General features: G+C 71.5%; 23 protein-coding genes and 1 riboswitch. Of the genes, 12 read left to right on the top strand and 11 right to left on the bottom strand.

Annotation, left to right across the window (positions count from 1 at the left end; translation table 11 throughout):
• Window positions 1-8 precede the first annotated feature (8 nt).
• On the top strand, window positions 9-1,073 hold the full coding sequence (locus ACIP37_RS09365; protein WP_400805253.1) for an aldose epimerase family protein: 1,065 nt from the start codon (window positions 9-11) through the stop codon (window positions 1,071-1,073).
• Here the strand turns inward: ACIP37_RS09365 and ACIP37_RS09360 are convergent.
• Window positions 1,066-1,641: a GNAT family N-acetyltransferase gene (locus tag ACIP37_RS09360; RefSeq protein ID WP_400805255.1), complete on the bottom strand. Its 576-nt coding sequence runs from the start codon at window positions 1,639-1,641 to the stop codon at window positions 1,066-1,068. The two genes, ACIP37_RS09365 and ACIP37_RS09360, sit on opposite strands and share 8 nt — an antisense overlap.
• Before the next feature lie 309 nt (window positions 1,642-1,950).
• On the opposite strand from ACIP37_RS09360, the gene ACIP37_RS09355 reads away from it, so the two are divergent.
• From ACIP37_RS09355 to ACIP37_RS09335, 5 genes are all read left to right on the top strand, one after another.
• Window positions 1,951-3,228, top strand: a complete 1,278-nt coding sequence (locus tag ACIP37_RS09355) for an extracellular solute-binding protein (protein ID WP_063350123.1) — start codon at window positions 1,951-1,953, stop codon at window positions 3,226-3,228.
• Window positions 3,229-3,337: 109 nt separating this feature from the next.
• On the top strand, window positions 3,338-4,339 hold the full coding sequence (locus ACIP37_RS09350) for a carbohydrate ABC transporter permease (RefSeq protein WP_400843566.1): 1,002 nt from the start codon (window positions 3,338-3,340) through the stop codon (window positions 4,337-4,339).
• Window positions 4,340-4,379: 40 nt separating this feature from the next.
• Window positions 4,380-5,285, top strand: coding sequence for a carbohydrate ABC transporter permease (locus ACIP37_RS09345; protein WP_363585891.1), 906 nt, complete (start codon window positions 4,380-4,382; stop codon window positions 5,283-5,285).
• Window positions 5,286-5,322: 37 nt separating this feature from the next.
• Window positions 5,323-7,041 carry a glycoside hydrolase family 13 protein gene (locus tag ACIP37_RS09340; RefSeq protein WP_400805257.1) on the top strand — a complete coding sequence of 573 codons (1,719 nt, stop codon included), beginning with the start codon at window positions 5,323-5,325 and terminating at the stop codon, window positions 7,039-7,041.
• Between the two features lie 25 nt (window positions 7,042-7,066).
• A complete protein-coding gene (locus ACIP37_RS09335) occupies window positions 7,067-8,086 on the top strand; it encodes a LacI family DNA-binding transcriptional regulator (protein WP_208869121.1) in 1,020 nt (339 codons plus the stop codon).
• Window positions 8,087-8,195: 109 nt separating this feature from the next.
• Here the strand turns inward: ACIP37_RS09335 and ACIP37_RS09330 are convergent, their stop codons facing one another.
• Entirely contained in the window at window positions 8,196-9,626 is a 1,431-nt protein-coding gene (locus ACIP37_RS09330) for a transglycosylase family protein (protein WP_400843563.1), read from the bottom strand.
• A riboswitch (cyclic di-AMP (ydaO/yuaA leader) is annotated at window positions 9,613-9,773 on the bottom strand. (Overlaps the previous gene by 14 nt.)
• A 434-nt stretch (window positions 9,774-10,207) precedes the next feature.
• On the bottom strand, window positions 10,208-11,185 hold the full coding sequence (locus ACIP37_RS09325) for a hypothetical protein (protein WP_363631498.1): 978 nt from the start codon (window positions 11,183-11,185) through the stop codon (window positions 10,208-10,210).
• 559 nt (window positions 11,186-11,744) lie between these two features.
• Here ACIP37_RS09325 and ACIP37_RS09320 point away from each other — a divergent pair.
• On the top strand, window positions 11,745-12,008 hold the full coding sequence (locus ACIP37_RS09320; protein ID WP_363585895.1) for a DUF397 domain-containing protein: 264 nt from the start codon (window positions 11,745-11,747) through the stop codon (window positions 12,006-12,008).
• A gap of 379 nt (window positions 12,009-12,387) precedes the next feature.
• Here ACIP37_RS09320 and ACIP37_RS09315 read toward each other — a convergent pair whose 3' ends face one another.
• Window positions 12,388-12,909: an ATP-binding protein gene (locus ACIP37_RS09315; protein WP_363585896.1), complete on the bottom strand. Its 522-nt coding sequence runs from the start codon at window positions 12,907-12,909 to the stop codon at window positions 12,388-12,390.
• A gap of 418 nt (window positions 12,910-13,327) precedes the next feature.
• Here ACIP37_RS09315 and ACIP37_RS09310 point away from each other — a divergent pair, with 418 nt between their 5' ends.
• The gene (locus tag ACIP37_RS09310; protein WP_063350131.1) at window positions 13,328-14,194 is read left to right on the top strand and encodes a helix-turn-helix transcriptional regulator; all 867 of its coding nucleotides are present in this window, start codon (window positions 13,328-13,330) and stop codon (window positions 14,192-14,194) included.
• A 77-nt stretch (window positions 14,195-14,271) separates the two neighbouring features.
• On the opposite strand, the gene ACIP37_RS09305 is transcribed toward ACIP37_RS09310, so the two are convergent.
• Complete coding sequence (locus tag ACIP37_RS09305; protein ID WP_244293512.1) at window positions 14,272-14,850, bottom strand: TetR/AcrR family transcriptional regulator; 579 nt, start codon at window positions 14,848-14,850, stop codon at window positions 14,272-14,274.
• Between the two features lie 265 nt (window positions 14,851-15,115).
• A complete protein-coding gene (locus tag ACIP37_RS09300) occupies window positions 15,116-16,630 on the bottom strand; it encodes an MFS transporter (protein ID WP_363585897.1) in 1,515 nt (504 codons plus the stop codon).
• 87 nt (window positions 16,631-16,717) lie between these two features.
• On the opposite strand from ACIP37_RS09300, the gene ACIP37_RS09295 reads away from it, so the two are divergent.
• Entirely contained in the window at window positions 16,718-17,149 is a 432-nt protein-coding gene (locus tag ACIP37_RS09295; protein WP_363585898.1) for a MarR family transcriptional regulator, read from the top strand.
• A gap of 62 nt (window positions 17,150-17,211) precedes the next feature.
• On the opposite strand, the gene ACIP37_RS09290 is transcribed toward ACIP37_RS09295, so the two are convergent.
• The 5 genes from ACIP37_RS09290 to ACIP37_RS09270 all read right to left on the bottom strand — a co-directional run bounded on the left by ACIP37_RS09290 (window position 17,212) and on the right by ACIP37_RS09270 (window position 21,717).
• The gene (locus ACIP37_RS09290) at window positions 17,212-18,159 is read right to left on the bottom strand and encodes a M56 family metallopeptidase (protein ID WP_363585899.1); all 948 of its coding nucleotides are present in this window, start codon (window positions 18,157-18,159) and stop codon (window positions 17,212-17,214) included.
• Between the two features lie 140 nt (window positions 18,160-18,299).
• On the bottom strand, window positions 18,300-18,866 hold the full coding sequence (locus tag ACIP37_RS09285) for a DUF5134 domain-containing protein (protein ID WP_363631496.1): 567 nt from the start codon (window positions 18,864-18,866) through the stop codon (window positions 18,300-18,302).
• 207 nt (window positions 18,867-19,073) lie between these two features.
• Entirely contained in the window at window positions 19,074-19,829 is a 756-nt protein-coding gene (locus ACIP37_RS09280; RefSeq protein WP_063350137.1) for an amino acid ABC transporter ATP-binding protein, read from the bottom strand.
• Window positions 19,826-20,647 (bottom strand): amino acid ABC transporter permease, encoded by an 822-nt coding sequence (locus ACIP37_RS09275; RefSeq protein WP_350875703.1) that lies wholly within the window; start codon window positions 20,645-20,647, stop codon window positions 19,826-19,828. The genes ACIP37_RS09280 and ACIP37_RS09275 overlap by 4 nt, the downstream gene beginning before the upstream one ends.
• A gap of 176 nt (window positions 20,648-20,823) precedes the next feature.
• Complete coding sequence (locus ACIP37_RS09270) at window positions 20,824-21,717, bottom strand: ABC transporter substrate-binding protein (protein ID WP_363585901.1); 894 nt, start codon at window positions 21,715-21,717, stop codon at window positions 20,824-20,826.
• Between the two features lie 516 nt (window positions 21,718-22,233).
• Between ACIP37_RS09270 and ACIP37_RS09265 the strand changes: the two genes are divergently transcribed.
• The 3 genes from ACIP37_RS09265 to ACIP37_RS09255 are packed head-to-tail and all read left to right on the top strand — an operon-like array spanning window position 22,234 to window position 25,462.
• Window positions 22,234-23,634 carry a DUF6421 family protein gene (locus ACIP37_RS09265; RefSeq protein WP_363585902.1) on the top strand — a complete coding sequence of 467 codons (1,401 nt, stop codon included), beginning with the start codon at window positions 22,234-22,236 and terminating at the stop codon, window positions 23,632-23,634.
• Window positions 23,631-24,389: an SDR family NAD(P)-dependent oxidoreductase gene (locus ACIP37_RS09260; RefSeq protein WP_350875646.1), complete on the top strand. Its 759-nt coding sequence runs from the start codon at window positions 23,631-23,633 to the stop codon at window positions 24,387-24,389. Before ACIP37_RS09265 ends, ACIP37_RS09260 begins: the two co-directional genes overlap by 4 nt.
• The gene (locus ACIP37_RS09255; protein ID WP_363585907.1) at window positions 24,386-25,462 is read left to right on the top strand and encodes a low specificity L-threonine aldolase; all 1,077 of its coding nucleotides are present in this window, start codon (window positions 24,386-24,388) and stop codon (window positions 25,460-25,462) included. Before ACIP37_RS09260 ends, ACIP37_RS09255 begins: the two co-directional genes overlap by 4 nt.
• Window positions 25,463-25,731 lie beyond the last annotated feature (269 nt).

Genomic DNA, 25,731 nt, shown 5'->3' with positions numbered 1-25,731 from the left:
AGCAGGCCATGGCGAGCGAGGCCACCAGCGTGCGGCACGAACCCCTCGACCCCTCGGGCGCGGGCGCCGCGATCGAGCGTTGGACGCTCTCCGCCGGCCCGTACGAGGCGAGCGTGCTCACCCTCGGCGCCACCCTGCACACCCTCACCGGGCCGGACCGCGCCGGGCGCCCCGCCCAACTGCTGCTCTCCACCGACCAGCTGACGCAGATCCTCGGCCCGGCCCGGCACTACGGCACCGTGGTCGGCCGGTACGCCAACCGGATCGACGGCTCCAGGATCACCATCGACGGCGAGGAGCACCCGCTCGCCCCGACCGGCGGCGGCATCACCATCCACGGCGGGCCGGACGGCTTCGCGCAGCGGATCTGGGAGGCCGAGGGGATCGAGGGCGGGGTGCGGCTGCGGCTGCACAGCCCGGACGGCGACCAGGGCTTCCCCGGCGTGCTGGACGTCACCGTCTCCTACACCCTGGACCCGGCCGGCGAGCTGGTGATCGCCTACCGCGCCGTCACCAGCAAGCCGACTGTGGTCAACCTGACCAACCACGCGTACTTCAACCTTGCGGGTGAAGGGAACGGCGACGTCCTCGGCCACCTGCTCACCCTCGACGCCGACGCCTACACCCCGGCCGACGAGCGGCAGATCCCGTACGGGCGGACCGAACCGGTGGTCGGCACGCCGTTCGACTTCACGGTGGCCACGCCGATCGGCAAGTCGGTGCACGACGACCACCCGCAGCTGGCCGGGCCCGGCGGCTACGACCACAACTGGGTGCTCAGGGCCCGGCCGGCCGACGGCGGCCCGGCCCGGGCGGCGCTGCTGGAGGACCCGGTCAGCGGGCGCACCCTGGAGGTGCTGACCACCGAGCCGGGCGTCCAGGTCTACACGGCCAACAAGTTCCAGGGGGCGGTCACCGGCGCGAGCGGCGTCCCGTACGGGCCGTTCGCCGGGATCGCGCTGGAGACCCAGCACTTCCCGGACTCCCCGAACCACCCGGCGTTCCCGAGCACCGTGCTGCGGCCGGGGGAGGAGTTCCGCTCGACCACCGTGCTGCGGCTGGGCGTCAGCTGAGCGCTCCGGGCGCGTCCGGGGTGAGGTCCCGCTGGGGGTCCCGTGCGAGGTCCCGGCGCATGCAGAGCCGGGGCCAGCGGTCGAGACCGTGCTCGGCCTCCTTGCGGCGGATCTCCCGCAGGCCCGGGGTGAGCTCGTGGTCGGCGAGCGGGCGGAAGCCGCAGCGGGCGTAGTAGGGGGCGTTCCAGGGGACGTCGGCGAAAGTGGTGAGGGTGAGCGCGGGGGCGTCGGTGCCGGCCGCGAGGTGTTCGATCAGCGCCCGGCCGATGCCCCGGCGGGCGTGGTCGGGGTGGACCGACACCTGTTCGATGTGCAGGGCGCCGTCCACCGGCTCGGCGAGCAGGTAGCCGGCGATCGGACCGGGACCGGGCTGCTGGGGCAGGTCGGTCGCGTCGGGGACGGCGACCAGGGCGACGCCCGCGTCCAGGTAGTGGGCCAGCTCGTGCGGGGCCGGTGGTTCGTCGTCGGCGATCTCCGGCATGCCGATCGCGGCGAAGGGGGCCCCGGCGGCCCGCTCCAGTTCGCACAGCAGCGGTAGTTCGTCCCTCATGGCGGCTCTGATACGCATGCGTTCAGTCTGCTGCAAGCGGTTTTCGGCCAGGGATGGTGGTGCTCTCGGCCATCCGGTACCGGATCGAAGCGGGCGAAGCCGGACATTTGGTCGCACTGTCAACTACCGTGCGGCTACGTCCAGGACACGTGGGCGTAACGATCGCCGTTTCTTGCAGAAACTTGCTGCAAGGACTTTCCGTCGCTATTGCACCGCTGTTAACTTCCTTCCGAGCCCGACGGCAGCAACGGTGCAGTCGGCACGAGGCAGCCATTATGCGCCTGTCTCCGAAGATCTCGGGCACCCCCACCCTCCCAAGGAGTTCTCATGCGGCGTGGCATCGCGGCCTCTGCCCTCGTTGTGGCCCTCGCGGTCTCGATGGCTGCCTGTGGCAGCAGCGGCTCCAGCTCAAACGGCAAGGCCGACGGGCCGGTCACCCTCACCTACTGGGACACCTCGAACGCCACCAACGAGGCGCCGAACTACCAGGAGCTGGTCAAGAAGTTCGAGGCCGCCAACCCGAACGTCAAGGTCGACTTCGTCAACGTCCCGTTCGACCAGGCGCAGAACAAGCTCCAGACCGCCATGGGGGCCAAGGGCGCTCCGGACGTGTTCCGCTCCGAGGTCGGCTGGACCGCCGCCTTCGCCAAGGCCGGCTACCTGGAGCCGCTCGACGGCACCCCGGCCGTCGCCGACACCTCCGCCTTCCAGCCCAGCCTGATCCAGCAGGCCAAGTTCGACGGCAAGCTGTACGGCGTGCCGCTGGTCACCGACACCCTGGGCCTGCTCTACAACAAGGAGCTGTTCGCCAAGGCCGGCATCACCGACGCCCCCAAGACCTGGGACGAGCTGAAGACCGACGCCGCCGCGCTCAAGGACAAGGCCGGTGTCGACGGCTTCTGGCTGAAGGCCGCGGACGGCTACTACGCGATGCCGTTCCTGTTCGGCGAGGGCACCGACACCGTCGACGCCGCCGGCAAGAAGATCACCGTCACCTCGCCGGAGGCCGTCAAGGCCATCGAGACCTACAAGACGATGTTCACCGCGCCCGGCATGGCCAAGGCCGACGTGACCACCGACGCCTACGCGCACATGATGGACGCCTTCAACAACGGCAAGGTCGCGGCCATCGTCCAGGGCCCGTGGGAGATCACCAACATCTACAAGGGCGCCGCGTTCGCCGACAAGAACAACCTCGGCATCGCGCCCGTCCCGGCGGGCTCCAGCGGCAAGTCCGGTGCGCCCACCGGCGGGCACAACATCTCCGTCTACGCCGGTGCCGACCAGGCCCACAAGGCCGCCGCCGAGAAGTTCGCCGCCTTCATGACCTCGGCGGAGAGCCAGGCGTTCATCGCGCAGAAGAACTCCACCCTGCCGACCCGCTCCGACGCCTTCACCGCCGACGTCAAGGCCGACCCCGGCATCGCCGGCTTCCAGGCCGTCCTCGGCAGCGCCAAGCCGCGCCCCGAACTGCCCGAGTACAGCTCGCTGTTCTCCTCGCTCGGCACCAACCTGGGCAAGGCCGTCCAGGGCACCGGCACCCAGGACGCGCTGAACACCGTCGCCACCGACTACGCCAAGCTGCTGCCGGGCTTCGCCAAGTAGTCGCCGTCGGCCGTCCGGGCCGCCGCCGCTCTCGCGGCGGCGGCCACCCGGCGGGCCCGGCGGCCGGACCCGCTCTCCCCGAGACTTCCCCCCGAGAAGGTGTCAATCGATGTCAGTCGCCGTGCAGGGCGCCACCGGCAAGGGCAGCCCGGAGCGCGAGCAGCGTCCGGGCCTGCTGGAACGCGTCAAGCGCTCCTACGCCAAGCACTGGTACGCCTACGCGATGATCGCCCCCGTGGTGCTGGTCCTCGGTGCGCTGGTGCTCTACCCGCTGGTCCAGGGCCTCTGGCTCACCCTGACCGACGCCAACAGCCTCAACGTCGCCCGCAAGATCGGCGTCAACGAGATCCCGGCCAGCTACGACTTCGTCGGCTTCCACAACTACGCCGACATCCTGTGGGGCCCCGGCTCGTACGACCGCTTCTGGTCCCACTTCGTCTGGACCATCGCCTGGACGGCCATCTGCGTCTGCCTGCACTACACCCTCGGCCTGGGCCTCGCCCTGCTGCTCAACAAGAAGCTGCGCGGCCGCGCCGTCTACCGGATGCTGCTCATCCTGCCCTGGGCCGTGCCGACCTTCGTCACCGTCTTCTCCTGGCGACTGATGCTGTCCGACGGCGGTGTCGTCAACAGCATGCTCTCCTTCCTCCACCTGCCCGAACCCGGTTGGCTCACCGACCCATGGGCGCAGAAGTCCGCCGCGATCCTGGTCAACACCTGGGCCGGCGTGCCGTTCATGATGATCTCGCTGCTCGGCGGCCTGCAGTCGATCCCGGCCGAGCTGTACGAGGCCGCCGAGATGGACGGCGCCACGCCGTGGCAGCGCTTCCGGTACGTCACCCTGCCCGGGCTGCGGGCCGTCTCCTCCACCGTCGTCCTGCTCGGCGTGATCTGGACGTTCAACCAGTTCAACGTCATCTTCCTGCTCTTCGGCACCGGTGCGCCCGACGCCCAACTGCTGGTCACCTGGGCCTACCGGCTCGGCTTCGGCCAGATCCCCCGGGACTACGCGCAGTCCGCCGCCTACGGCGTGATCCTGCTGTCCATCCTGATCGTCTTCACCGCCTTCTACCGGCGCTGGCTCGCCCGCAACGAGCAGGCCAACGGCTGAGGCCCCGGACCCAGTTGACCCACGAAGGCAGGTACCCCCGATGAGCACCACCACCGAACTCCCCACCCCCGCGACGACCGTGGCCCCGGCCGCCCGGCCGGCCAAGGTCCGCCGGCGCGGTGAGAGCAGCCTGCTGGCCAGGGCGCTGTCCCACGGCACCCTGATCGTGGCCGGCCTGATCGCGCTGTTCCCGGTGGCGTGGATCCTCTTCGTCTCGCTCGGCCCGGACAAGACCGACTACCTCCACCCCGGCGCGATCCTCGACAAGCTCACGCTGTCGAACTACCACCACGTGCTGTTCGACACGGACTTCTTCACCTGGTTCGGCAACGCCCTGCTGGTCTCCGGCGTCACCACCGTGTTCGGCGTCCTGGTCGCCGCCACCACCGGCTACGCCGTCTCCCGGATGCGCTTCCCCGGCCACCGGCCGCTGATGTGGTCGCTGCTGGTCACCCAGATGTTCCCGATCGCGGTGCTGATCGTGCCGATGTACACGATGCTCTCCGACCTCGGCCTGCTGGACAGCTACCTGGGCCTGATCCTGGTCTACTCGACCACCACCGTGCCGTACTGCGCGTGGCTGCTGAAGGGCTACTTCGACACCATCCCGGTGGAGATCGACGAGGCCGGCCGGGTCGACGGGCTCAGCCCGTTCGGCACCTTCTGGCGGCTGGTGCTGCCGCTCGCCCGCCCGGGCTTGGCGGTGGCCGCCTTCTACTCCTTCCTCACGTACTGGGCCGAGGTGCCGTTCGCCTCCACCTTCATGCTCAGCTCCGACAAGTACACGCTGGCCGTGGGCCTGCAGACCTTCGTCAGCGAGCACGACGCCCAGTGGAACCTGATGGCCGCGACCGCCGTGCTGATCGCGATCCCGTCGGCAGCCTTCTTCTACCTGGTGCAGCGCCACCTGGTCACCGGTCTGACCGCCGGTGCCTCCAAGTCGTAACGCTCCTCGCTCCTCTAGTCCCCAAGGGATACCGTCCATGACCCAGAACCTGGCCGACACCTCCCGGCCTGCCGCCGACGCCGCCGCCCACGAGGCGGTCACCCCGGCTCCTGCGACTGGCGGCGCGTCCAGAGGCTGGTGGCGGGACGCGGTCATCTACCAGGTGTACCCGCGCAGCTTCGCCGACTCCAACGGCGACGGCATGGGTGACCTGCCCGGCATCCGCAGCCGCCTGCCGTACCTGCGCGACCTCGGCGTGGACGCGGTCTGGCTGTCGCCGTTCTACGCCTCGCCGCAGGCGGACGCGGGCTACGACGTCGCCGACTACCGCGCCGTGGACCCGATGTTCGGCAGCCTGCTGGACGCCGACGCGCTCATCCGGGACGCCCACCAGCTGGGGCTGCGGATCATCGTCGACCTCGTCCCGAACCACTCCTCGGACCAGCACGAGTGGTTCCAGCGCGCCCTGCGCGAGGGCCCCGAGTCCCCGCTGCGCGAGCGGTACCACTTCCGCCCCGGCAAGGGCGAGAACGGCGAACTGCCGCCCAACGACTGGGAGTCCATCTTCGGCGGCCCGGCCTGGACGCGCAGCGAGAACCCGGACGGCACCCCCGGCGACTGGTACCTGCACCTGTTCGCCCCCGAGCAGCCCGACTTCAACTGGGAGAACCGGGCCGTCGCCGACGAGTTCCGCTCGATCCTGCGGTTCTGGCTCGACATGGGTGTCGACGGCTTCCGCATCGACGTCGCCCACGGCCTGGTGAAGGCCCCCGGCCTGCCCGACCTCGGCGGCTCCGACCAGCTCAAGCTGCTCGGCAACGACGTCATGCCGTTCTTCGACCAGGACGGCGTGCACGAGATCTACCGCAGCTGGCGCAAGATCCTCGACGAGTACCCGGGCCAGCGGATCGGCGTCGCCGAGGCCTGGACCCCGACCGTCCAGCGCACCGCCAACTACGTGCGCCCCGATGAGCTGCACCAGGCCTTCAACTTCCAGTACCTGGGCACCGGTTGGGACGCCGCCGCGCTGCGCGAGGTGATCGACGTCTCGCTCGACTCGATGCGCCCGGTCGACGCCCCGACCACCTGGGTGCTGTCCAACCACGACGTCACCCGGCACGCCACCCGCTTCGCCAACCCGCCCGGCCTCGGCACCCAGATCCGCACGCCCGGCGACCGCGAGCTCGGCCTGCGCCGCGCCCGCGCCGCCACCCTGCTGATGCTCGCGCTGCCCGGCTCCGCGTACATCTACCAGGGCGAGGAACTCGGTCTGCCGGACGTCACCGACCTGCCGGACGAGGTCCGCCAGGACCCGTCGTTCTTCCGCAAGGCCGGGCAGGACGGCTACCGCGACGGCTGCCGCGTCCCGATCCCGTGGTCCGGCACCGAGGCCCCGTACGGCTTCGGCCCGGTCGCCGGCGGGCCGTCCTGGCTGCCGCAGCCGGCCGAGTGGGCCGAGCTGAGCGTCGAGGCGCAGACCGGCGACCCGGCGTCCACCCTGGAGCTGTACCGCAGCGCGCTCGCCGTCCGCCGCTCCCAGGACGACCTCGGCGCCGGGACGGCCGTGGAGTGGCTGGAGGGCCCCGAGGGGACCCTGACGTTCCGCCGCGGCTCCTTCGTCTGCACCGTCAACGCCACGGACGAGCCGGTCCGGATAGCGGCGCCCGGAAAGCTGCTGCTCTCCTCGGTGGAGCTGGTGGTCGACGGCAGCGAGACGGTGCTCGCGCCGGACAGCACCGGCTGGTGGGCGGTCTGACGTGGTTGCAATAGGCTCTGGGACCGTGACTACGGCGCGACTCTCAGACATCGCGGCGCAGGCGGGGGTCAGCGAAGCCACCGTCTCCCGCGTACTCAACGGCAAGGCGAACGTCTCCGCCGCCACCCGGCAGACCGTGCTGGCGGCGCTCGACGTGCTCGGCTACGAGCGGCCGACCCGACTGCGCCAGCGCAGCGCCGGCCTGATCGGGCTGATCACGCCGGAGCTGAGCAACCCGATCTTCCCCGCACTGGCCCAGGTGATCGAGCAGGTGCTCAGCCGGCACGGGTACACCCCGGTGCTGTGCACCCAGACACCGGGCGGGTCCACCGAGGACGAACTGGTCGAGATGCTGGTCGACCGGGGCGTGGCGGGCATCGTCTTCGTCTCCGGGCTGCACGCCGACTCCACCGCCGACCACGACCGCTACGCCCGGCTGACCGGGCGAGGGGTGCCGTTCGTGCTGATCAACGGCTACAGCGAGCGGATCGACGCGCCGTTCATCTCGCCGGACGACCGGGCCGCGATGTGGATGGCCGTCCAGCACCTGGCCGAACTCGGGCACGAGCGGATCGGGCTGGCGGTCGGGCAGCGGCGGTACGTGCCGGTGCTGCGCAAGATCGAGGGCTTCACGGCGGCGATGCGCGAGGTGCTGGGACGGAGCCAGGAGGAGGCCGAGGAACTCGTCCACCACACGCTGTTCAGCGTGGAGGGCGGGCACGCGGCGGCCGGCGCGCTGCTGGACAAGGGCTGCACGGCGATCGTCTGCGGCAGCGACATGATGGCGCTCGGGGCGATCCGGGCGGTGCGGCAGCGTGGGCTGTCGGTGCCGCACGACGTCTCGGTGGTCGGCTTCGACGACTCGCCGCTGATCGCCTTCACCGAGCCGCCGCTGACCACGATCCGCCAGCCGGTCGAGGCGATGGCGACCGCGGCGGTGGACGCGCTGCTGGAGGAGGTCGGCGGAAACGCCGTCCAGCGCGGGGAGTTCATGTTCCAGCCGGAGCTGGTCATGCGTGGGTCCACGGGGGCCTGCGCGCGCTGAGGACGGTCAACGGACGGGCCCCGGAGAGCAGTTGCTCTCCGGGGCCCGTTGTGTGCCGCCCGGGTGCCGGGTCAGCCGTCAGTTGTCGGCTGTCACCCGTCGGTCGTGCTCAGACCCGGCCGGCGAAGTCCGGCGCCCAGTTGGCGACGGTCTGCAGGCGCACGCCCGAGCTCGGGTTGGCGGCCTCGACGTACTGGCCGCCGCCGATGTAGATCGCGACGTGGTAGACGCCGGAGTTCTGGCCGTTGTTGGACCAGAACAGCAGGTCGCCCGCCTGCAGGCTGTCCAGCGAGACGCGGGTGCTGGCGGCGGCCTGGTCGGCGGCGACGCGCGGGACGGAGACGCCCGCGGCGCGCAGCGCGGCCTGGGTCAGGCCGGAGCAGTCCCAGCCGCCGTTGCCGGTACCGCCGTAGACGTACGCCTGGCCGACCTTCGACTGGGCGAAGGAGACCGCGGCGGCCATGCTGCCGGTGGCGGCCGGGGTCTGAGCCGGGGTCTGAGCCTGGGCGGCCGGCTTGGAGGCCGGCTTGGAGGCCGGCTTGGAGGCCGGCTTGGAGGCCGGCTTGGTGGCCGGGGCCTGGGGCTGGGCGGCCGGCTTGGCGCTCGCGACAGCGCCGTTGGAGGTCTGGCCGGACTTCTGCGAGCGGTCGAACCAGGTGAAGTCCGAGCCGGACGTGGCCGACGAGCCGGAGCCGGACCGGTCGGCCTGAGCCGACTGCTGGGCCTGGCCGCCGTCCTTGAACGAGAGGCGCTGGCCCGGGTAGATGGAGTCCGGGCCCTCGGTCAGGGTGCCGCGGTTGAGTTCGTACAGCCGCTGCCAGCCGCCCTGGAGGTTGTGCTTGTCGGCGATCGAGGACAGCCAGTCGCCGGAGGCGACGGTGTAGTCGTCGGCCTGGGGCTGGGCGCTGTTCCGGGCCTGGCTCTGGCCCTTCTGGGCCGAGGTGCCGTTGGTGGAGTCGGCGGGGGCCTGCGCCTGGTCCTGGGCCGGTGCGGCCGGCTTGGCGGGCTTCGCGGCCGGGGCCGGGGTCTGGGTCTGCGCGGGCTTGGCGGCCGGGGCGGCCGGCTTCGCGGCGGGCTTGGTGGCGGTCGAACCGGCAGCCGAGCCGGTGGTCGAGCCGGCCGAGGTGTCGACGGCGGCCGGGGTGCCGCCCTTGGTCAGGCCGGCCTGGACCGAGCACACCGGCCAGGCGCCGGGGCCCTGCGAGGCGAGGACCTTCTCGGCGACGGCGATCTGCTGGTCCTTGGTGGCCTGGTTGGCCTGGGGGGCGTAGGCGGTGCCGCCGAAGGCGGCCCAGGTGCTGGAGGTGAACTGCAGTCCGCCGTAGAAGCCGTTGCCGGTGTTGATGCTCCAGTTGCCGGTGCTCTCGCACTGGGCGACCTTGTCCCAGGTGGCGACGGAGGCGGCGGAGGCCGTGCCGGAGGTGAGGCAGGGGATGGTGAGGCCGACGCCCGCGACGCCGACGGCGGCGATCACGCGTCGGGTACGACTGGACAGACGGGTGCCGTTGGTGGGCAGCATGAAGACGCAGTCCTCTCCCACGCCTGCGAGGTGAGCTGTCGGATTCGGGCTGGAGTTGCCCGGCCGCGCTGTGGGCGCGGCTTCACCCCTAGCCCTGGATCGTTCCGGGGAACGGTCCGGGGCGACTTACCTGTGGGTCCCCCGCTCCTGCCGTGGTGCGTTTTCGCGCTGCCAGGACATCCGACGGCAGGACTCGGCGTCGCGGATGAACTGGGTTCGTGTGGCCACGAACGGGGAGCACGTTAAGCAGACTTAAGTTCAAACTGCAAACACCTGTGACGCGCATCACGGTTTGGCGAGAACGGTCGTTCCCCTCGCTTGTCGCGATCGGAAATGACCGATTTCCGGCAACCCCGCGAAGGGTGCGCGCAACTGTCTGCGCTTCAGGAGGCAGGTGACGGTGGGTCGGGTCGCCCGGGGGCCCGCCCGTCGGGAGGGCGGCGTGTCCGCACTGTGGTCATCGGGGGATGCGTCGAGCGATGGTGAACAAATACGGATAGAACGGACATCACACCCATTCGTCCTTTAACTCCCTTACGGGACAAGCGGGAAGGGCCCGGAACGTAGCCGTTCCGGGCCCTTCACACGTACGGTGACCGCTACTACTGGCCGGCCGACTCCTCGGCGGCGGCGTGAGCGGCGTGAGCGGCGCGACCACCCCGGCCGGAGTGGTCGGCGTGGGTGCCCTCGGCGGCCTCCGCCGCCTCGGCCTCGGCCCGCGCCAGGGCCTCGGGGGAGGGCGCCGGCAGCGCGGCCAGGTAGGTGGAGGCGATCAGCTGGCCGACCGTCGGGTAGGCGCCCAGCGGCGCCGCGGACGGGCAGCCGGTCTCCTCGGCGGCCGTGGCGAGCAGCTCGGAGTCGGCCTCCGGCCCGATCACCAGCGGGGCCAGCGCCGGGCGCTGGGAGCCGGTCTCCTTGAGGTGGTTGACGGCCGCGGCGACCGAGCCCGGCACGTCGAGCGCGGCGGGCACGACCGGGACGGCCAGCCGGGCCGCCAGCAGGACACCGGTGATGCCGGCAGCGGCAGCGGCCTCCTCGCCGCCGACGGTGGTCAGCACGACGCCGTCCGCGGCGGTCGCGATGGCGAACAGCCGGGCCCGGTCGGCACGCGCCAGGCCGGCCTCGGACAGGCGCACGTGCACGGCCTCGGCGAGCAGCGGGTGCGGGCCGAGCACGTCGGTGACGGGGGCTCCGTACTCGGCGGCGAGGGCGTGGAGTTCGGTCAGGAATCCGTGCGGGCCGGGTACCAGCGGCACCAGGACCGGCGCGGGCAGGCCGGCCTCGGCGGCCATGGCCAGCAGTTCGGCGACGGTGCGGTCGTCGCTGTCGGCGCCCTGGGCGGCTTCGCCCGGGAGGTAGCCGACGGCGGTCTGGATGTCGCCCTGCTCGCTGCGGACGATCGACAGCAGCTCCTCGACGACCGAGCGGGACTCGGGCCCGGCGGTCGCGGGCACGGCGAGCACCAGGGCCGGGGATCCGGCCGGGATCTCGGGGCGCTCGGGGCGACGGTGGCGCCCCCGCGCACGGGAGCCTGGAGTGCGGACGGGCAGTGGCGCGCCCGGGATGGCTGCGGTGCTCATGCCGGAGATCGTAGGACATCGGCCCGTCAGGCCTGCATTCGGCTGCCGTTCGAGTTTCACGTGGTCATGGCGGGTGCGCCGCGCTCCCGTCGTGTCCGTCCGGGCGGTTTGCCCGCAATCCGGACATATCTCACCCAGCCTTCGAGCGATCACCGCTGGTTGCCCTGACGTGTCCGACGGGGCGTCGAGTTGCTTCTGTGGCGCGTGAGATGTCTCACAGCCAGGAGGTCGCCTGACGGAGGGTCACGAAGGCGCGACTCCGGGCGTCTGAAGATCAACATTCAGCGGGGAATCGCTCACGGCCGGTTATCGAGAATCTGGCGATTCACTCGGCTATGTCCGTTTACGTACCGTCAGGAGAAGGGTCCGTGAAGAGTTCAGAACTGCCGGTGAAAGGCCTCGTGCACCTGCAATGTCCCGTGCTGATGCACGTGCACAGCAGCTATCATCGCGTCAAATGAGGCGTTGTGCCGGGCCGGTACGGGGCCGGTCCGTTCGTTCGGCGGGTGCCGGGAGCGCCGCGCTGGACGACCACTCCGGAGCTCTTCGGGAGATTTCTATGCACGACTCGCAGGACACGTACGGCTCGTACGACACCTACAACGGGATGGCGGCCGCCGACCTCAAGGGGGTTGTCTGGCAGAAGAGCCTGCACAGCAACTCCCAGGGGAACTGCGTCGAGTTCGCGGCCCTGCCGGGGGGCGATGTGGCGATGCGCAACTCGCGCTTCCCGGAAGGTCCGGCGCTCATCTACACCCGGGCCGAGATCGCCGCCCTGCTGCTGGGGGCCAAGGACGGGGAGTTCGACCACCTGGCGGTCTGACCGGCCGCCGTCCTGCCATCGGGGGGCCGTCGTGGGTGCTGACACCGCGACGGCCTTTGTCTTGTCCGGGGCCGGTCCGGGGCCACATGACGGGCGCTCTCGTGGCGGCCGTTCTCGCGGCCGACCGCGCGCAGGTGTGGCGGGTGGTCCCGCGCACGGCTGGGGGCCCGGACGTGGACGGGAGTCGGGCCGCCGGGGTGCCCGGCCGTCGGTCCGGCCGGCTCGTCCGGGAGACAGGCCCGGGAATCGTCGTGGAAATCGCCCTGAGGGCTGGGCCGGAGCCCGTGGCGCACCTGTGCCAGGCCCGCCGATCCGCTCCGCGGAGCCCGGGGTGCGGTCCTCCCGGGGCCTCCCTCGGCCGGCCGCGCGCCGCCTGGCGCTAGGCCGAGCGCCGGTGCCGTCCACCGAGTTCGGAACCGGTGGCCGGCTCCGCCTCGAACAGGGCCCAGACCACCTTGCCGCTGCCCAGCGGGTGCCAACCCCAGGAGCGGCTGAAGGACTCCACCAGGTGCAGTCCGCGGCCGGACTCGGCGACGAAGTCCGCCTCCCGGGCGACCGGGCCGATGCAGCTCGGGTCGCTCACCGCGCAGACCACCTGGGGGGAGCGGTGGACCAGGCTTATTCGGATCGGCAGCCGGCCCTCAGGGGTCGGCTGTATGGGAAAGTCGTACTCGCCCTGGACGCCACCCGCAGGGTCGGGCCGTGCGCCGATCGCATGCCGCAGTGCGTTGGTCACCAGCTCCGAGGCCACCAGCGCGACGTCGTCGAACAGCTCCATCAGGCCCCAGCGCTGAAGAGAGGTTCTGGCGAAGTCGCGCGCGGTTCTGACGGCTTCGAAGCGAGGAGCGAGCGTACAGGTGACCACATGGGGGTCAACCGCCAAAGCCGTACCGGTGCTCATGAAGAGCTCCTCCCATAAGGGGGCGGACACGGCTGGACCCGCCGGGGTCATGCCGGTCACCTCCGACTCGCTCGGCCGCTCGGCCGCCCCCTCGACCAGCGCGCGCGCACACGAACCCCCGGTGGCGCGGGGGAACGCTGCCGGGTCGGTGCACGGAGTCGCGCGTGGGGTCGACGCGGAGCCCGCGGGAATGCCAGGGATGTGCAGGTGCACGTGCACCATGGTGGTGTGCGCTCACTGCAGATGCAAGAGTCGATTCACGTGCAGTCGCACTATTGGCATATGCAAGCGCCGGATGCACGTGCATCCTGGTGTGTGGAGTGTGGAACTGATAGGAACATCCGTCAGTATCGGCACCGTGAGCGCTCAACTGATGGCAGACTGTGCGCTGTTTGCCCTAGGTGGAGGTTTCGACCGCATGACCACAGTTCAGCCGGGCGGCGGCTCGATGGTCCGCCGGATCCTCCTCGGTTCTCAGCTGCGTCGCCTGCGTGAGACGCGCGGCATCACGCGCGAGGACGCCGGCTACGCGATCAGGGCCTCGGAGTCCAAGATCAGCCGCATGGAACTCGGCCGCGTCAGCTTCAAGGAGCGCGACGTCGCCGACCTGCTCAGCCTCTACGGCGTGGACGACGGCCTGGAGCGGGAGGCACTGCTCGGGCTGGTCCGCGAGGCCAACAAGTCCGGCTGGTGGCACAGCTTCAACGACGTGCTGCCGGGCTGGTTCCAGACCTACGTCGGCCTGGAGGAGGCCGCCCAGCTGATCCGCACCTACGAGGTGCAGTTCATCCCCGGACTGCTGCAGTCCGAGGAGTACGCACGGGCGGTTTTCGGCCAGAGTCGGCCGGTCGTCAGCGAGGAGGAGATCGAGCGGCGGGTCAGCCTCCGCCTGCGTCGCCAGAAGCTGCTGACCGAGGGCGCCAGCCCGCGACTGTGGGCCGTGATCGACGAGGCCGCGCTGCGCCGCCCCGTCGGCGGGCCCAAGGTGATGCGCGGCCAGGTGCAGTACCTGATCGACGTCGCCGAGCAGGCCAACGTCGTGATCCAGGTGATGCCGTTCCGATTCGGCGCGCACGCGGGGGAGTCCGGGGCGTTCACGATCCTGCGCTTCCCTGAACAGGACCTCGCGGACGTCGTCTACCTGGAGCAGCTCACCAGCGCGCTGTACCTCGACAAGCGGGACGACGTCGACGCGTACATCCAGGTCATGGAGCGGCTCTGCGTGGACAGCCTCACGCCGGAGCGGACCGTGGACCTGCTGGCGTCGATCCTCAAGGAACGCTGAGAGGAACTCCCGGCAGAGCGTACGGGTCCGGCGCCCGCGATCGGTCGCCCGGACACCGAGCCGCCGTCCACCCGCCGTCAGCCGCGGGCCGGCGGCCGTTCGCGTTCCGGCGGCAGTGCCTGCGGCGGGGTGCCCAGTTCCCAGGGCAGGTCGTAGCGGCGGAACAGGTCGGCCCGGATCAGTGCCAGCGGGAGTTCGGCGCCCGGCAGCAGCACCCCGATGCAGCCGCCCATCAGCGCGCTGCGCAGCACCGCGTGCTCGGCGGCCGGGTCCGGTGCGCCCCAGTCGAGCAGCAGGCCTTGGAGGATCGCGCCGAGCTGCTGCTGCTCCGGGTCCTGGACGAAGGCGCCGGAGTCCGGGTCCAGGATCAGCGCGAGGTGCGAGCGCATCACCCGCGGATGCTCCAGGGCGAGGGTGAGAACCGCGTCGATCGCGCGGGCCAGCCGGGCCGCCGGCGTGGCGTCCGGGGTCAGCTCGGCGAGCGCGCCGGAGAGCGACTGGTGCATCATCCGGTGCGTCGCCGACTGCATCAGCAGCCGTTTCCCGTCGAAGTAGTAGGAGAGCAGCCCGCGCGCGAGCCCGGCCCGCTCGGCGATGTCGGTCAGCGTGGTGCCCGCGTATCCGTGCCGGTCGACCAGTTCGACGGTGGCTCGCATGATGCGCAGACGGGAGCGTTGCCGCATCTCCTCATTGACCGAATCCCCGCGAGGTGCCATCGTGTCTGCTCCGAACGTTCGTTGGCTCCGGGCCAATATACTGGCGGAGCCGGTAGTCGCACCGTGAAACCGCGCGCCGGTGGGCGCCGCTCGGGCGCCCGGTACAGAAGACGGCCGGCTCCACCAAAACGGGGGTTTGGTGGAGCCGGCGCCATTGTCCGACGGCGGGGGCCGGGGGGCCGGCCCCCCGGGCGGCGGTCGACGGTCAGCGGTTGGTCAGGACTTCGGTCCGCGCCGTGCTCGACCCGACCGGGGGGTAATCGTAGTCCCGCACCGGCGCGGGAGCTGACGTCCGCCGCCGGTCGACCAGGGCGCCCACCGCGGCGATCAGCAGGCCGAACAGCGCGACCGCCGTGACGAACACCAGGGCCGGCCGGTAGCCGTCCAGCTGCGCCTGCGGGCTGTCGCCGCCGGCACTGCCGGCGGCGATCATCGCGGTCGCGCCGGCCAGGACCACCGCGGTGCCGACCTGGATCGCGGTGTTGACCAGGCCGGAGGCCAGACCCTGCTCCTCGTCGCCCACGCCGTCGGTGGCGGCGATGTTCACCGAGGGGAAGGCCAGCGCGAAGCCCACGCCGAGCAGCAGCATCGAGGGCAGGACCAGACCCAGGTACGAGCTGTGCTCGTCCAGCCGCAGGAACAGTGCGAACGCGCCGACCAGGGCCAGCAGGCCGATCGGCAGCAGCCTGCCGGTGCCGAAGCGGTCCACGATCGGACCCATGAACGGTGCCGAGAGCGCGATGAACGCGCCGGCCGGCAGCAGCCCGAGGGCCATCTGCAGCGCCGACCAGCCCAGCAGGTGCTGCAGGTAGAGCGTGACGACGAACTGGAACCCGCCGTACGCGCCGGCCATGGCGAAGGCGATCACGTTGGCCCGGGCGACCGAGCCGTTGCGGAAGATGCCGAGCCGGACCAGCGGGTGGGCGGTGCGGCTCTCCACCAGCAGGAAGGCGGCGGCCAGTGCGGCGACCACGACCAGCGAGCCGACGGTGCGCAGGCTCAGCCAGCCGACGCCCTGCGCCTCGGTGACGGTGAACACCAGCAGCAGCACGGTCGCGGTGCCGGTGATCGCACCCAGCACGTCGTAGCCGCCCTTGGCGCGCTCCTCGGCGGGGCGGGGGAGCAGCCGGACCGCGAAGAGCAGGGCGAGCAGTGCGACCGGAACGGGCATCAGGAACGTCCAGCGCCAGCCGACCGAGGTGAGCAGCCCGCTGAGCACCAGTCCGAGCGAGAAGCCGCTGGCGCCGCAGGTGGTGTAGATCGACAGCGCCCGGTTGCGGGCGGGGCCCTGGGCGAAGGTCGTGGTGATGATCGACAGGCCGGCGGGGGCGGTGAAGGCGGCGCTGACGCCCTTGAGGAAGCGGGCGGCGATCAGCAGCCCGCCGTCGTCGACCAGGCCGCCGAGCAGCGAGGCGGCGGCGAAGACGCCCAGGGCGACCAGGAAGACCCGGCGGCGGCCGAGCAGGTCGGCGGCGCGGCCGCCGAGCAGCAGCAGGCCGCCGTAGCCGAGCACGTAGCCGGAGACCACCCATTGCAGGGCGGAGGTGGAGAGGTGCAGCTCGGAGCCGATGGACGGGAGGGCGACGCCGACCATGGAGACGTCCAGGGCGTCCAGGAACATGGCGGCGCAGAGCACGATCAGGGTGCCCCAGAGGCGGGGTGTCCAGCTCAGCCCGCTGGTTGACGGGGCGTCGGGTGACGTGGCGGTCGCGGTGGTCATGGGGAGGACAGTACATGCACGTGCATTCAATGCAAATGAATAAGATGTGAACACATAATTTTACGGCGCACGTGCTAGGCTGGCACCGTGGCTGATCTCGACTCCCCGGCGGAGGCCGGTCTCGTCGCGCAATGGCGCGACCTGCTGGCCCGGCATGCCGCCACGGCCTGCATGCTCGATCGCGAGCTGGGTGACAAGTGCGGACTGGGCGTGAGCGAGTTCGAGGTGCTGGAGCGCCTGGTGGAGGGGTGCCAGGGCGGCGGTCATGCGCTGCGGGCGCAGGAGCTGGCCCACACCGTCCACCTCAGCCAGAGCGCGCTGTCCCGGGTGATCGCACGCTTGGAGAAGGGCGGGCTGGTCACCCGGGCGATGTGCGAGAGCGACCGGCGGGCCATCGTGATCACCCTGACCGGGACCGGTCGGGAGCGGTACGAGCAGGCCAGGCCGCTCCATCGCGAGGTGCTCGAACTGACCCTCGGCGCTCCGCTCGGGCCGCTGGGCGAGCCGCCGGCAAGCTGACCTGGTGTCAACTCGGTGGGCCGACGCCCGGATCGGACCTTTCCGAAGGGGTGCGGGCCTTCTCAGAGGAGCGAGGTCAGCCCCGGGGCGACGGCCAGCAGGACGGCCGCGGCAGGTGCGGCGAGGGCGACGACGGTGAGCCGCAGCCGGTGCGGGACGGACAGCCGAGGACGGCCCGCGAGCAGCCGGTCCACCCGCCGCGGGGACTGCGCCAGACCAGGCGGGCAGGAGCCGAACACCCCGCGGTCCAGGTTGAGTTCGGCCAGCGCGAGGGCGGTGGTGTGCCGGCCGTGCCGGCGCGCCGCCCGGTCGTCGGCCGCCAGCTCCACCAGCTCCTCCACCTGGGCCCGGAAGGCACTGAACACGCCGACCCCGGGGAAACCGGAGGCGAGCGCCTGTGCGCACTGCTGGAGCCAGTGGTGCCGGGCCCGGACGTGCCCGCGCTCGTGGCTCAGGACGGCGGCCAACTCCCGGTCGGTCAGCTGTTGGAGGGCGCCGGTGGTGACCACCAGGCGGGAGTCCGGGCCGGGCAGCGACCACGCCTCCGGGCGGACGTTCTCCAGCACCACCAGCCGCTCCCGGCGGCTGCGGGCGGACGCGATGGCCTCGGGCAACTCCGGAGCACGGACCGTGAGTTGAGCATGTCGGTGGTCGCGGATCGCCTTCGCGGAACGGACTTCGCGGGTGAGCGCCAGCACCGTCTGCAGGCCGCCCGCCGCCAGCACCGCGGCGCACAGTCGGCCCCAGCCCTCGGCGTCCTGGAGGCCGTACGCGGCCTCGACGCCGTGCGGGGCGCCCGAGAACACCAGGGCGCGCAGTTCGGGCAGCGCGGCGGAGGCGGCCAGCAGCAGGCCCAGGACGCAGCACAGCAGCACGGCCACCACCAGGCACTGCCACGCCAGCAGCGCCAGCACCGGTTCGCGCTCCGCCCAGCGGGCCCGGGCCAGCAGCCGGGGCGCGACGGTCGAGAGCAGCAGTCCGAGCAGCAGCAGGCCGATCAGGGCAGTCATCGCATGGGCTCCCCGAGTACGCACGGAACGCGACAACGCGCTCCCTGCCAACCTATGCGCTGATGACGTCCGGAGGAACGGCTTTCGACCGGCCAGTGACCAACGCCACGTCAGGGATGGGCTCTTGGATCGATCCGGGCTCACATGGTCAGGAGCATGGCGAACATGCCGATGCCCATCGTGAGCCGGCAGGCCCGGGGCAGGCCGGCGGTGCCGAGTGCCACGGCCCCGGAGGCCGTGTGCAGGAGCCGGGTGCCGGCCCACAGGGAGTAGCCGCCGAAGTAGAGCAGGAGGGAGCCGGTCAGCAGCGGCGTGCCCGCGTCGGCGGCGTGGTGGTGATGGCCGGGGGTGGCGGTCATCGCGAGCGCCATGTACGTCATGGCGAGCGCACCGATCGCGTGGTGCAGCCGGTGTGCCCGGCGGGCCGGGGCGCGTACGGCGGCGAGCAGGAAGGTGGTGGCGGGGAGACCGAACACCCAGGCCCAGACGGTGGCCGGGACGGCGCCGCCGGTCACGGCCATGGCGGCCATGCCGAGCCCCATCAGGGCCTCGGCGGCGTCGGACTCCCGGGCGAGCAGGCGGCGGGCGCCGAAGTGGTGAGTGGTATCGGCGGCGCAGGGGGAGTGGCGCAGCCGGGTGAGACAGTAGGCGCCGGCGGTGGCGGTGAGGAGCGCGAGCAGCCAGCTGATCAGCGAGGGTCCGTGCAACGGCGGCCTCCCGGGGCGGAGAGGGCGGGCGGCCGACGGCGGTGCGGTGCGGCCCGCCACACCGTCGCCCGCCGACCGCGGTCTGGACGGTCGTCCAGTCCACGATCACCGCTGTGGCCGGGGCGCGGGCAGGGCGCGCACCGGGGCGCACAGTGGTGCCCCCGGTGTGCGGCCACCGGGCACACGCTCCGCCGCCCCGGCCGGTGCTCAGCCCGCGAGCCGCCCCGAGGCGACGACCCGGCTGAGGAACCGTCGCGTCCGCTCCTCCCGCGGATCGCCGAACACCTGCTCCGGCGGCCCCTGTTCGAGCACCACCCCGTCGTCCAGGAAGCAGACCTGGTCGGCCACCTCGCGCGCGAACCCCATCTCGTGGGTGGACAGGACCATCGTCATGCCCTGCTCCTTGAGGTCGCGCACCACCGAGAGCACCTCCCCGACCAGGACCGGGTCGAGCGCCGCGGTGATCTCGTCGAGCAGCAGCAGCCGGGGCCCGGTGGCCAGCGCCCGCACGATGGCGACGCGCTGCTGCTGTCCTCCGGAGAGCCGGTCCGGGTACTCCTTCGCCTTGGCCGCCAGCCCCAGCCGGTCGAGCAGCCCCAGCGCCTCCGCCTCCGCCTCGGCCCGCCCCCGTCCGTGCACCCGGCGGGGGGCGAGCGTGATGTTCTCCAGCACGGTCAGGTGCGGGAACAGGTTGTAGGACTGGAACACCACGCCGATCCGGCGGCGGACGGCGTCCTGGTCCGCGCGCGGGTCGGTGATCTCCTCCCCGTCCAGGAAGACCGCCCCGTCGTCGATCCCCTCCAGCAGGTTGACGCACCGCATCAGCGTGGACTTGCCGGAGCCGGACGCCCCGATCAGTGCCGTCACCGAGTGTTCGGGCACCGCGAACCCCACGTCGCGCAGCACCACCTGGCCGCCGAAGGTCTTGCGCACGGACTCCAGTCGGAGCACGTCCCCGCTCACACCGCACCTCCCTGGAACTGCCGACGGTTCGTCCGTGCGGTCAGCCAGTCGGCGAACCGCGTCAGCGGAATGGTCAGCACGATGAACACCAGTCCCGCCACCAGGTACGGCGTGAAGTTGAACGACCGGGCCGCGATGATCTTGGCCGCGTACACCGCGTCGATCGCCCCGCCGATCGACACCAGCCCGGTGTCCTTCTGCAGGCTGACCAGGTTGTTCAGCAGCGGCGGCACCACCCGCCGCACGGCCTGCGGGAGCACCACGTACCGCATCGCCTGCGCGTTGGTGAGCCCGAGCGACCGGGCCGCGGCCCGCTGGCTGGGGTGCACCGACTCGATGCCGGAGCGGAACACCTCCGACACGTAGGCGGAGTACGTCAGCACCAGCGCCGCCCCGCCGAGCACCAGCGGATCGGTGGTCACCCCGCCGAGCCGCAGCGCCGGCACCCCGGTGATCATCACCAGCAGGCAGATGATCATCGGCAGCCCGAGGAAGAAGTCCACGTACGCGGTGGCCAGCAGCCGCACCGGCAGGAACACCGGCCCGCGCAGCGTCCGCAGCACCGCGAGCAGCAGGCCGAACACCAGGATCAGGGCGCCGCAGCCGAGCATCAGCTCCAGGTTGAGCCGCAGCCCCTTCAGTACCTCGGGCAGCGCCTGGCGGGCGTAGTCGGCGTTGAAGAAGGTCTTCCGAGTCACCTCCCAGCCGGGGGAGTTGACGACCAGCAGGTAGAGCGCGACCGCCGTCGCCAGGGTCGACCCGGCGGCCATCAGCGCCGACCGGCGGGCCCGGCCGCGCCGGTACGCCTCGTGCGCCAGCCGCCGTTCGGACGGACGGTAGCCGTCGTCGTCCCCCTTGCCCCCGCCGCCGTCGAGGCCCTCCCCGTCGAGGTCACCCCCTTCGAGCCCCTTCCCGGCGCGGCCCTTCCCGGCGCGGCCCTTCCCGTCCCGGCCCTTGGCGACCGACGCCGGACCGGCCGCCACCGCGTCGCCGCTCACTTGAGCACCGGTGCCGAGACGGCGTCGGAGAGCCACTGCTTCTCCAGCCTCGCGAGCGTGCCGTCGGAGCGCAGCGCGTCCACCGCCTGCGACACGCAGCCGGTCAGCTTCGAGCCCTTGTCCAGCACCAGGCCGAACTGTTCGCCCTGCGTGGCCCCCGCGAACTGGCCGACCACCTGCGCCTCCGGCACCTCGGCGCCGGTGATGTAGAAGGCCGTCGGCAGATCCACCACGAGCGCCTCGACCTGGCCGTTCTTCAGCGCGGCCTTCGCGAGGTCGTTGGAGTCGAACACGGCCGGCTGGACGCTCGGCTTGATCGTGTCGGTGATGGTGTCGAGGCTGGTGGTGCCGACCTGCGCGCCCAGCTTGGCGCCCTTCAGGTCGGCGATGCTCTTCGCGCCCGCCGCCTTGGAGTTCTTCAGCGCGATGACGGCCTGGCGCACGTCGTAGTAGCCGGAGGAGAAGTCGACGGCCTGCTTGCGCTCGTCACTGATGGACACCTGGTTGACGTCGAAGTCGAAGTCCTTGGCCCCGGGCGAGGTGGCCTTGCCGAACGGCGCGACCACCCAGCTGACCTTCTCCTTGGGGTAGCCCAGCTTCTCCGCCACCGCGAAGGCCACGGCGGACTCGAACCCCTTGCCGTTCTCCGGCTTGTCCTCGGTGAACCACGGGTCGTACGCGGGCTTGTCGGTGCCGACGGTCAGCGTCCCCGCCGTCCGGGTCGCCAGCGCTCCCGGCGCGCAGCCCGCGGCGGTACCGGCCGCACCCGAGGAGCCCGAGGCGGCGGCCCCGTCGGACTTGGCGTCCTGCGGCGCGCACGCGGTCAGCGCGGCGGCCGCGGCGAGCAGTGCGGCGAGGGGCAGTGCGGCGGACGGCTTGCGGATGGTCATGGCAGGGCTCCAGTGAGGAAGGGCCGGGCGGGACAGGGAGGAGGCAGGGGCCGGGTGGGACAGGGGAGGCGACGGGCGGGCCGGGGCCGGCCGCGGGCCCGGCGGGTCACTTCCCCCCGGTGGCGGCGCCGGAACACACACGGCATGGTCGGCGTACGGGCCCGCGTCCGCGGCGCCCTCCGAGCCGGATCAGCGACAGCGGCGGCAGAGGCCGCGCACGCGACAGCAGGCGTGACAACAAGAGGGCGCCCGGAAAAGGCCGATGTGGCACTCGGTCACCGTGATCACCGCCGGGAGCATGGCGGGAGGTTCGCATTCCGACAGTGCGTCTGTCCAGAACATCCAGATCCCTGTCCACATGGCGGACGCCCGGCCGGCGGGCCCGCGCCCCGTGGCCCCGCCAGGGTCTCGGCGGAGCCACGCCGAAGCTTTGTCGGTCGCGACCCCCTTGAACAGGAGAACCTTTCGTACTTATGGTGTCTCCGTTGAAATAACTCCTGTCGAAGTGAGTCCCCGATGCAGAATCTTTCGCCAAGGCTCGCTGCGGCGGCCGACGCCCCGGTCTCGACCCTCGCCGGCCACCCGGCCTGGCTGCGCCTGAAGGAGGCCGTCGAGACGCTGCGCCCGCTGCAGTCCAAGGACGGTTCGATCGACCTGTCCGCCGTCCAGCGGCACACCGTCGACCCGCTGCTGGCCACTGTCCGCGGCGCCGTCGAGGAGCTCGCCCCGCTGTTCCCGCACGACGCCGCCTACCTGGCCGCCGTCGACGCGGACCTGGCCAAGTGGGCCGACACCGGCTACCGGGAGCCCGACTTCCTGGACTCGCTGCTCGCCTTCCACCCCGCCGACCAGCGCGAGGACGGCCTGGAGCACCTCGTCGTCTTCCCGATGTACACGCAGAACGGCAACCCGGACCGCAACCTGGAAGCCGTCCTGCTGAGCGTCGTGTGGCCCGACTGGCTGGCCGAGCTGGAGCGGACCCGCTTCGACAACCCGATGTTCGTGCCGATCACCTTCACCGACTTCACGGCCGGCTACGACACCAACTCCGCCGTCCTCTTCCCCGAGACGGTGGCCGTGCGCAAGGCGCCGGAACGTTTCACCTGGGGCGGCATCTTCTGCGACCGCGAGGCCGCCCGCTTCCGCGCCGTCACCACCAGCGCCGTCCAGCAGCTCGGCCTGGAGATCCCGGCCGACGCCGAGGGCCTGCTCAAGGACCAGGACCGCGCGCAGGAGACCTTCGTCCTGTGGGACCTCGTCCACGACCGCACCCACAGCCACGGCGACCTGCCGTTCGACCCCTTCATGATCAAGCAGCGCAGCCCGTTCTGGATGTACGGCCTGGAGGAGCTCCGCTGCGACCTCACCACCTTCAAGGAGGCGGTGAAACTGGAGGCCGAGGGCAACACGCACGCCCGCGACGTCCAGTACGCGATCCTCTTCGACCGCCTGTTCCGCTTCCCGGTCAGCGGCGACCGCGTCCGCAACTACGACGGCATGGGCGGCCAGTTGCTCTTCGCCTACCTGCACAAGCACGACGCGCTGCGCTGGCGCGACAACCGCCTCAGCATCGACTGGGACCGGGCCCCGCAGGTCACCAACGCGCTCTGCGCCGAGATCGAGACCCTCTACCGCGACGGCATCGACCGGCCCAAGCCGGCCCACTGGATCGCCGCCTACCAGCTGGTCTCCCGCTACCTCACCCCGCACCCCGCCTCCACCTGGGCGAAGGGCTCCGAGGCGCTGCCGCTCGACATCACCGATGGCAAGGCCCTCAACAAGGCGCTGTGCGACGCGGTGCTCCCGGACGAGTTCCCGCTGAGCATGTTCTACGAGGCCCTGTCCAAGAAGCTCGGCGGCGTCATCGCCGCCACCGCCGGCATCACCGGCACCGGTATCCAGGGAGCCGCCGCGTGACCACGACCACCAAGTCCCCGCTGACCGGCAAGGTCATCGCCGTCGCCGGAGCCAGCGGCCCGGCCGGCCAGGCGGTGCTGCGCCGCCTCACCGCCGACGGCGCCACCGTGATCGGTGCCGACATCGACGCCCAGCGCCTCGAATCCGCGCTGGACGCCACCCGCATCGCCGTGCGCGGGGCCAAGGTCAGCGGACAGGTGATCGACCTGCTCGACCCGCAGGAGGTCCACGACTGGGCCGACCACCTGGAGGCCGAGCACGGCCATGTCGACGGTCTGTTCCACCTGGTCGGCGGCTGGCGCGGCAGCAAGACCTTCTTCGACACCCGCCTGGACGACTGGGACTTCCTGCACGACACCGTCGTGCGCACCCTCCAGCACACCTCGCTGGCCTTCCAGCCCGCCCTGGTCCGCAGCTCCGCCGGCCGCTACGCGATGATCTCCGCCGCCGCCGCGCACAAGCCCACCGCCGGCGGCGCCGCCTACGCGGCCGCCAAGGCTGCCACCGAGGCCTGGACCCTCGCCATGGCGGACTCCTTCAAAAAGGAGACCACCGCCCCCGACGGCGAGCCCACCGCAGCGGCTGCGATCCTGGTCATCAAGGCGCTGGTCAGCCCCGAAATGCGGGCCGAGAAGCCGGAGGCGAAGTTCGCCGGCTTCACCGACACCGCCGACCTCGCCGGACACCTGGCGGGCCTCTGGGACCGCCCCGCAGCAGAACTGAACGGACAGCACCTGTGGCTGACAGCCCGATGACCGACCTCACCCGTACGGACGCGGTACGGCGGCACGACCCCGCCGTCCGCGGCTTCGCCAGCGACAACTACGCCGGCGTGCACCCGGAGATCCTCGCCGCGATAGCCCTCGCCAACGGCGGCCACCAGATCGCCTACGGCGAGGACGACTACACGGCCCACCTCCAGGACGTCTTCCGCCGCCACTTCGGCGACAAGGCCGAGGCCCACCCCGTCTTCAACGGCACCGGCGCCAACGTGGTCGCCCTCCAGGCGCTGCTCCCGCGCTGGGGTGCCGTGGTCGCCGCCGAATCCGCCCACATCAACGTGGACGAGGGCGGCGCCCCGGAGAAGATGGGCGGCATCAAGCTGCTCACCGTCCCCACCCCGGACGGCAAGCTCACCCCCGAGCTGCTCGACCAGCAGGCCTGGGGCTTCGGCGACGAGCACCGCGCGCAGCCGCTCGCGGTCTCCATCACCCAGAGCACCGAGCTCGGCACCCTCTACACCGCCGACGAGATCCGTGCGATCACCGAGCACGCCCACCAGCTCGGCATGCTCGTCCACGTCGACGGCTCCCGCCTGGCCAACGCCGCCGCAGCGCTCGGCCTGCCGCTGCGCGCCTTCACCACGGACGTGGGCGTCGACGTGCTGTCCTTCGGCGGTACGAAGAACGGCCTGCTGTTCGGCGAGGTCGTGGTGGTGCTCAACCCCGAGCGGGTGCGGAACATCAAGTTCCTGCGCAAGACCTCGATGCAGCTCGCCTCGAAGATGCGCTTCCTCTCCGTCCAGTTCGAGGCGCTGCTCTCCGGCGACCTCTATCTGCGCAATGCCGGGCACGCCAATGCGATGGCCAGCCGGCTGGAGGCGGCCGTTCGCGGGATCGACGGCGTCGAGATCGTGCGCCCGGTCCAGGCGAACGCGGTGTTCGCGATCCTCCCGCGCGAGGTGAGCGAGCGGCTTCAGAAGCACTACCGCTTCTACTTCTGGAACGAGCACACCGGCGAGGTGCGCTGGATGTGCTCGTACGACACCACGGAGGCCGACATCGACGGCTTCGTGGCGGCCATCGCCGAGGAGATGGGCCGCGTCTGACGGCGCCTGAACATCGGATCGCCCCTGCCCGGGACCCCGGGCGGGGGCGATTTGCATGTGGCGGTCCTGTCCCCGTACAGTTCCGGAGTCGCCGCGAGAGAGCGGGGGCAAGCGGAAAGCGAATTCCGATGAATGAAACTCCGGAAAACGGAGCGGAAAACATCTGATAAGCTTGAAACACGAAAGAACGAAGCGCCCGGAGGGCCCGCTGGAAGGCGGTCCGAAGGAAGTGTCCGTTCCTTGAGAACTCAACAGCGTGCCAAAAGTCA

It is taken from the genome of Kitasatospora sp. NPDC088861, assembly GCF_044750105.1.
Classification (GTDB): domain Bacteria; phylum Actinomycetota; class Actinomycetes; order Streptomycetales; family Streptomycetaceae; genus Kitasatospora.
This window is presented reverse-complemented; position numbering and strand designations above follow the sequence as displayed.

Bases quoted from the DNA above. Each gene is read 5' to 3' on its own strand.
- ACIP37_RS09300 (WP_363585897.1), bottom strand. From the start codon at position 16,630: ATGACCACCGCGACCGCCACGTCACCCGACGCCCCGTCAACCAGCGGG.
- ACIP37_RS09310 (WP_063350131.1), top strand. From the start codon at position 13,328: ATGACCACAGTTCAGCCGGGCGGCGGCTCGATGGTCCGCCGGATCCTC.
- ACIP37_RS09320 (WP_363585895.1), top strand. From the start codon at position 11,745: ATGCACGACTCGCAGGACACGTACGGCTCGTACGACACCTACAACGGG.
- ACIP37_RS09360 (WP_400805255.1), bottom strand. From the start codon at position 1,641: ATGCGTATCAGAGCCGCCATGAGGGACGAACTACCGCTGCTGTGCGAA.
- ACIP37_RS09265 (WP_363585902.1), top strand. From the start codon at position 22,234: ATGCAGAATCTTTCGCCAAGGCTCGCTGCGGCGGCCGACGCCCCGGTC.
- ACIP37_RS09255 (WP_363585907.1), top strand. From the start codon at position 24,386: ATGACCGACCTCACCCGTACGGACGCGGTACGGCGGCACGACCCCGCC.
- ACIP37_RS09345 (WP_363585891.1), top strand. From the start codon at position 4,380: ATGAGCACCACCACCGAACTCCCCACCCCCGCGACGACCGTGGCCCCG.
- ACIP37_RS09305 (WP_244293512.1), bottom strand. From the start codon at position 14,850: ATGCGAGCCACCGTCGAACTGGTCGACCGGCACGGATACGCGGGCACC.
- ACIP37_RS09270 (WP_363585901.1), bottom strand. From the start codon at position 21,717: ATGACCATCCGCAAGCCGTCCGCCGCACTGCCCCTCGCCGCACTGCTC.
- ACIP37_RS09325 (WP_363631498.1), bottom strand. From the start codon at position 11,185: ATGAGCACCGCAGCCATCCCGGGCGCGCCACTGCCCGTCCGCACTCCA.
- ACIP37_RS09315 (WP_363585896.1), bottom strand. From the start codon at position 12,909: ATGAGCACCGGTACGGCTTTGGCGGTTGACCCCCATGTGGTCACCTGT.
- ACIP37_RS09340 (WP_400805257.1), top strand. From the start codon at position 5,323: ATGACCCAGAACCTGGCCGACACCTCCCGGCCTGCCGCCGACGCCGCC.
- ACIP37_RS09290 (WP_363585899.1), bottom strand. From the start codon at position 18,159: ATGACTGCCCTGATCGGCCTGCTGCTGCTCGGACTGCTGCTCTCGACC.
- ACIP37_RS09365 (WP_400805253.1), top strand. From the start codon at position 9: ATGGCGAGCGAGGCCACCAGCGTGCGGCACGAACCCCTCGACCCCTCG.
- ACIP37_RS09350 (WP_400843566.1), top strand. From the start codon at position 3,338: ATGTCAGTCGCCGTGCAGGGCGCCACCGGCAAGGGCAGCCCGGAGCGC.
- ACIP37_RS09355 (WP_063350123.1), top strand. From the start codon at position 1,951: ATGCGGCGTGGCATCGCGGCCTCTGCCCTCGTTGTGGCCCTCGCGGTC.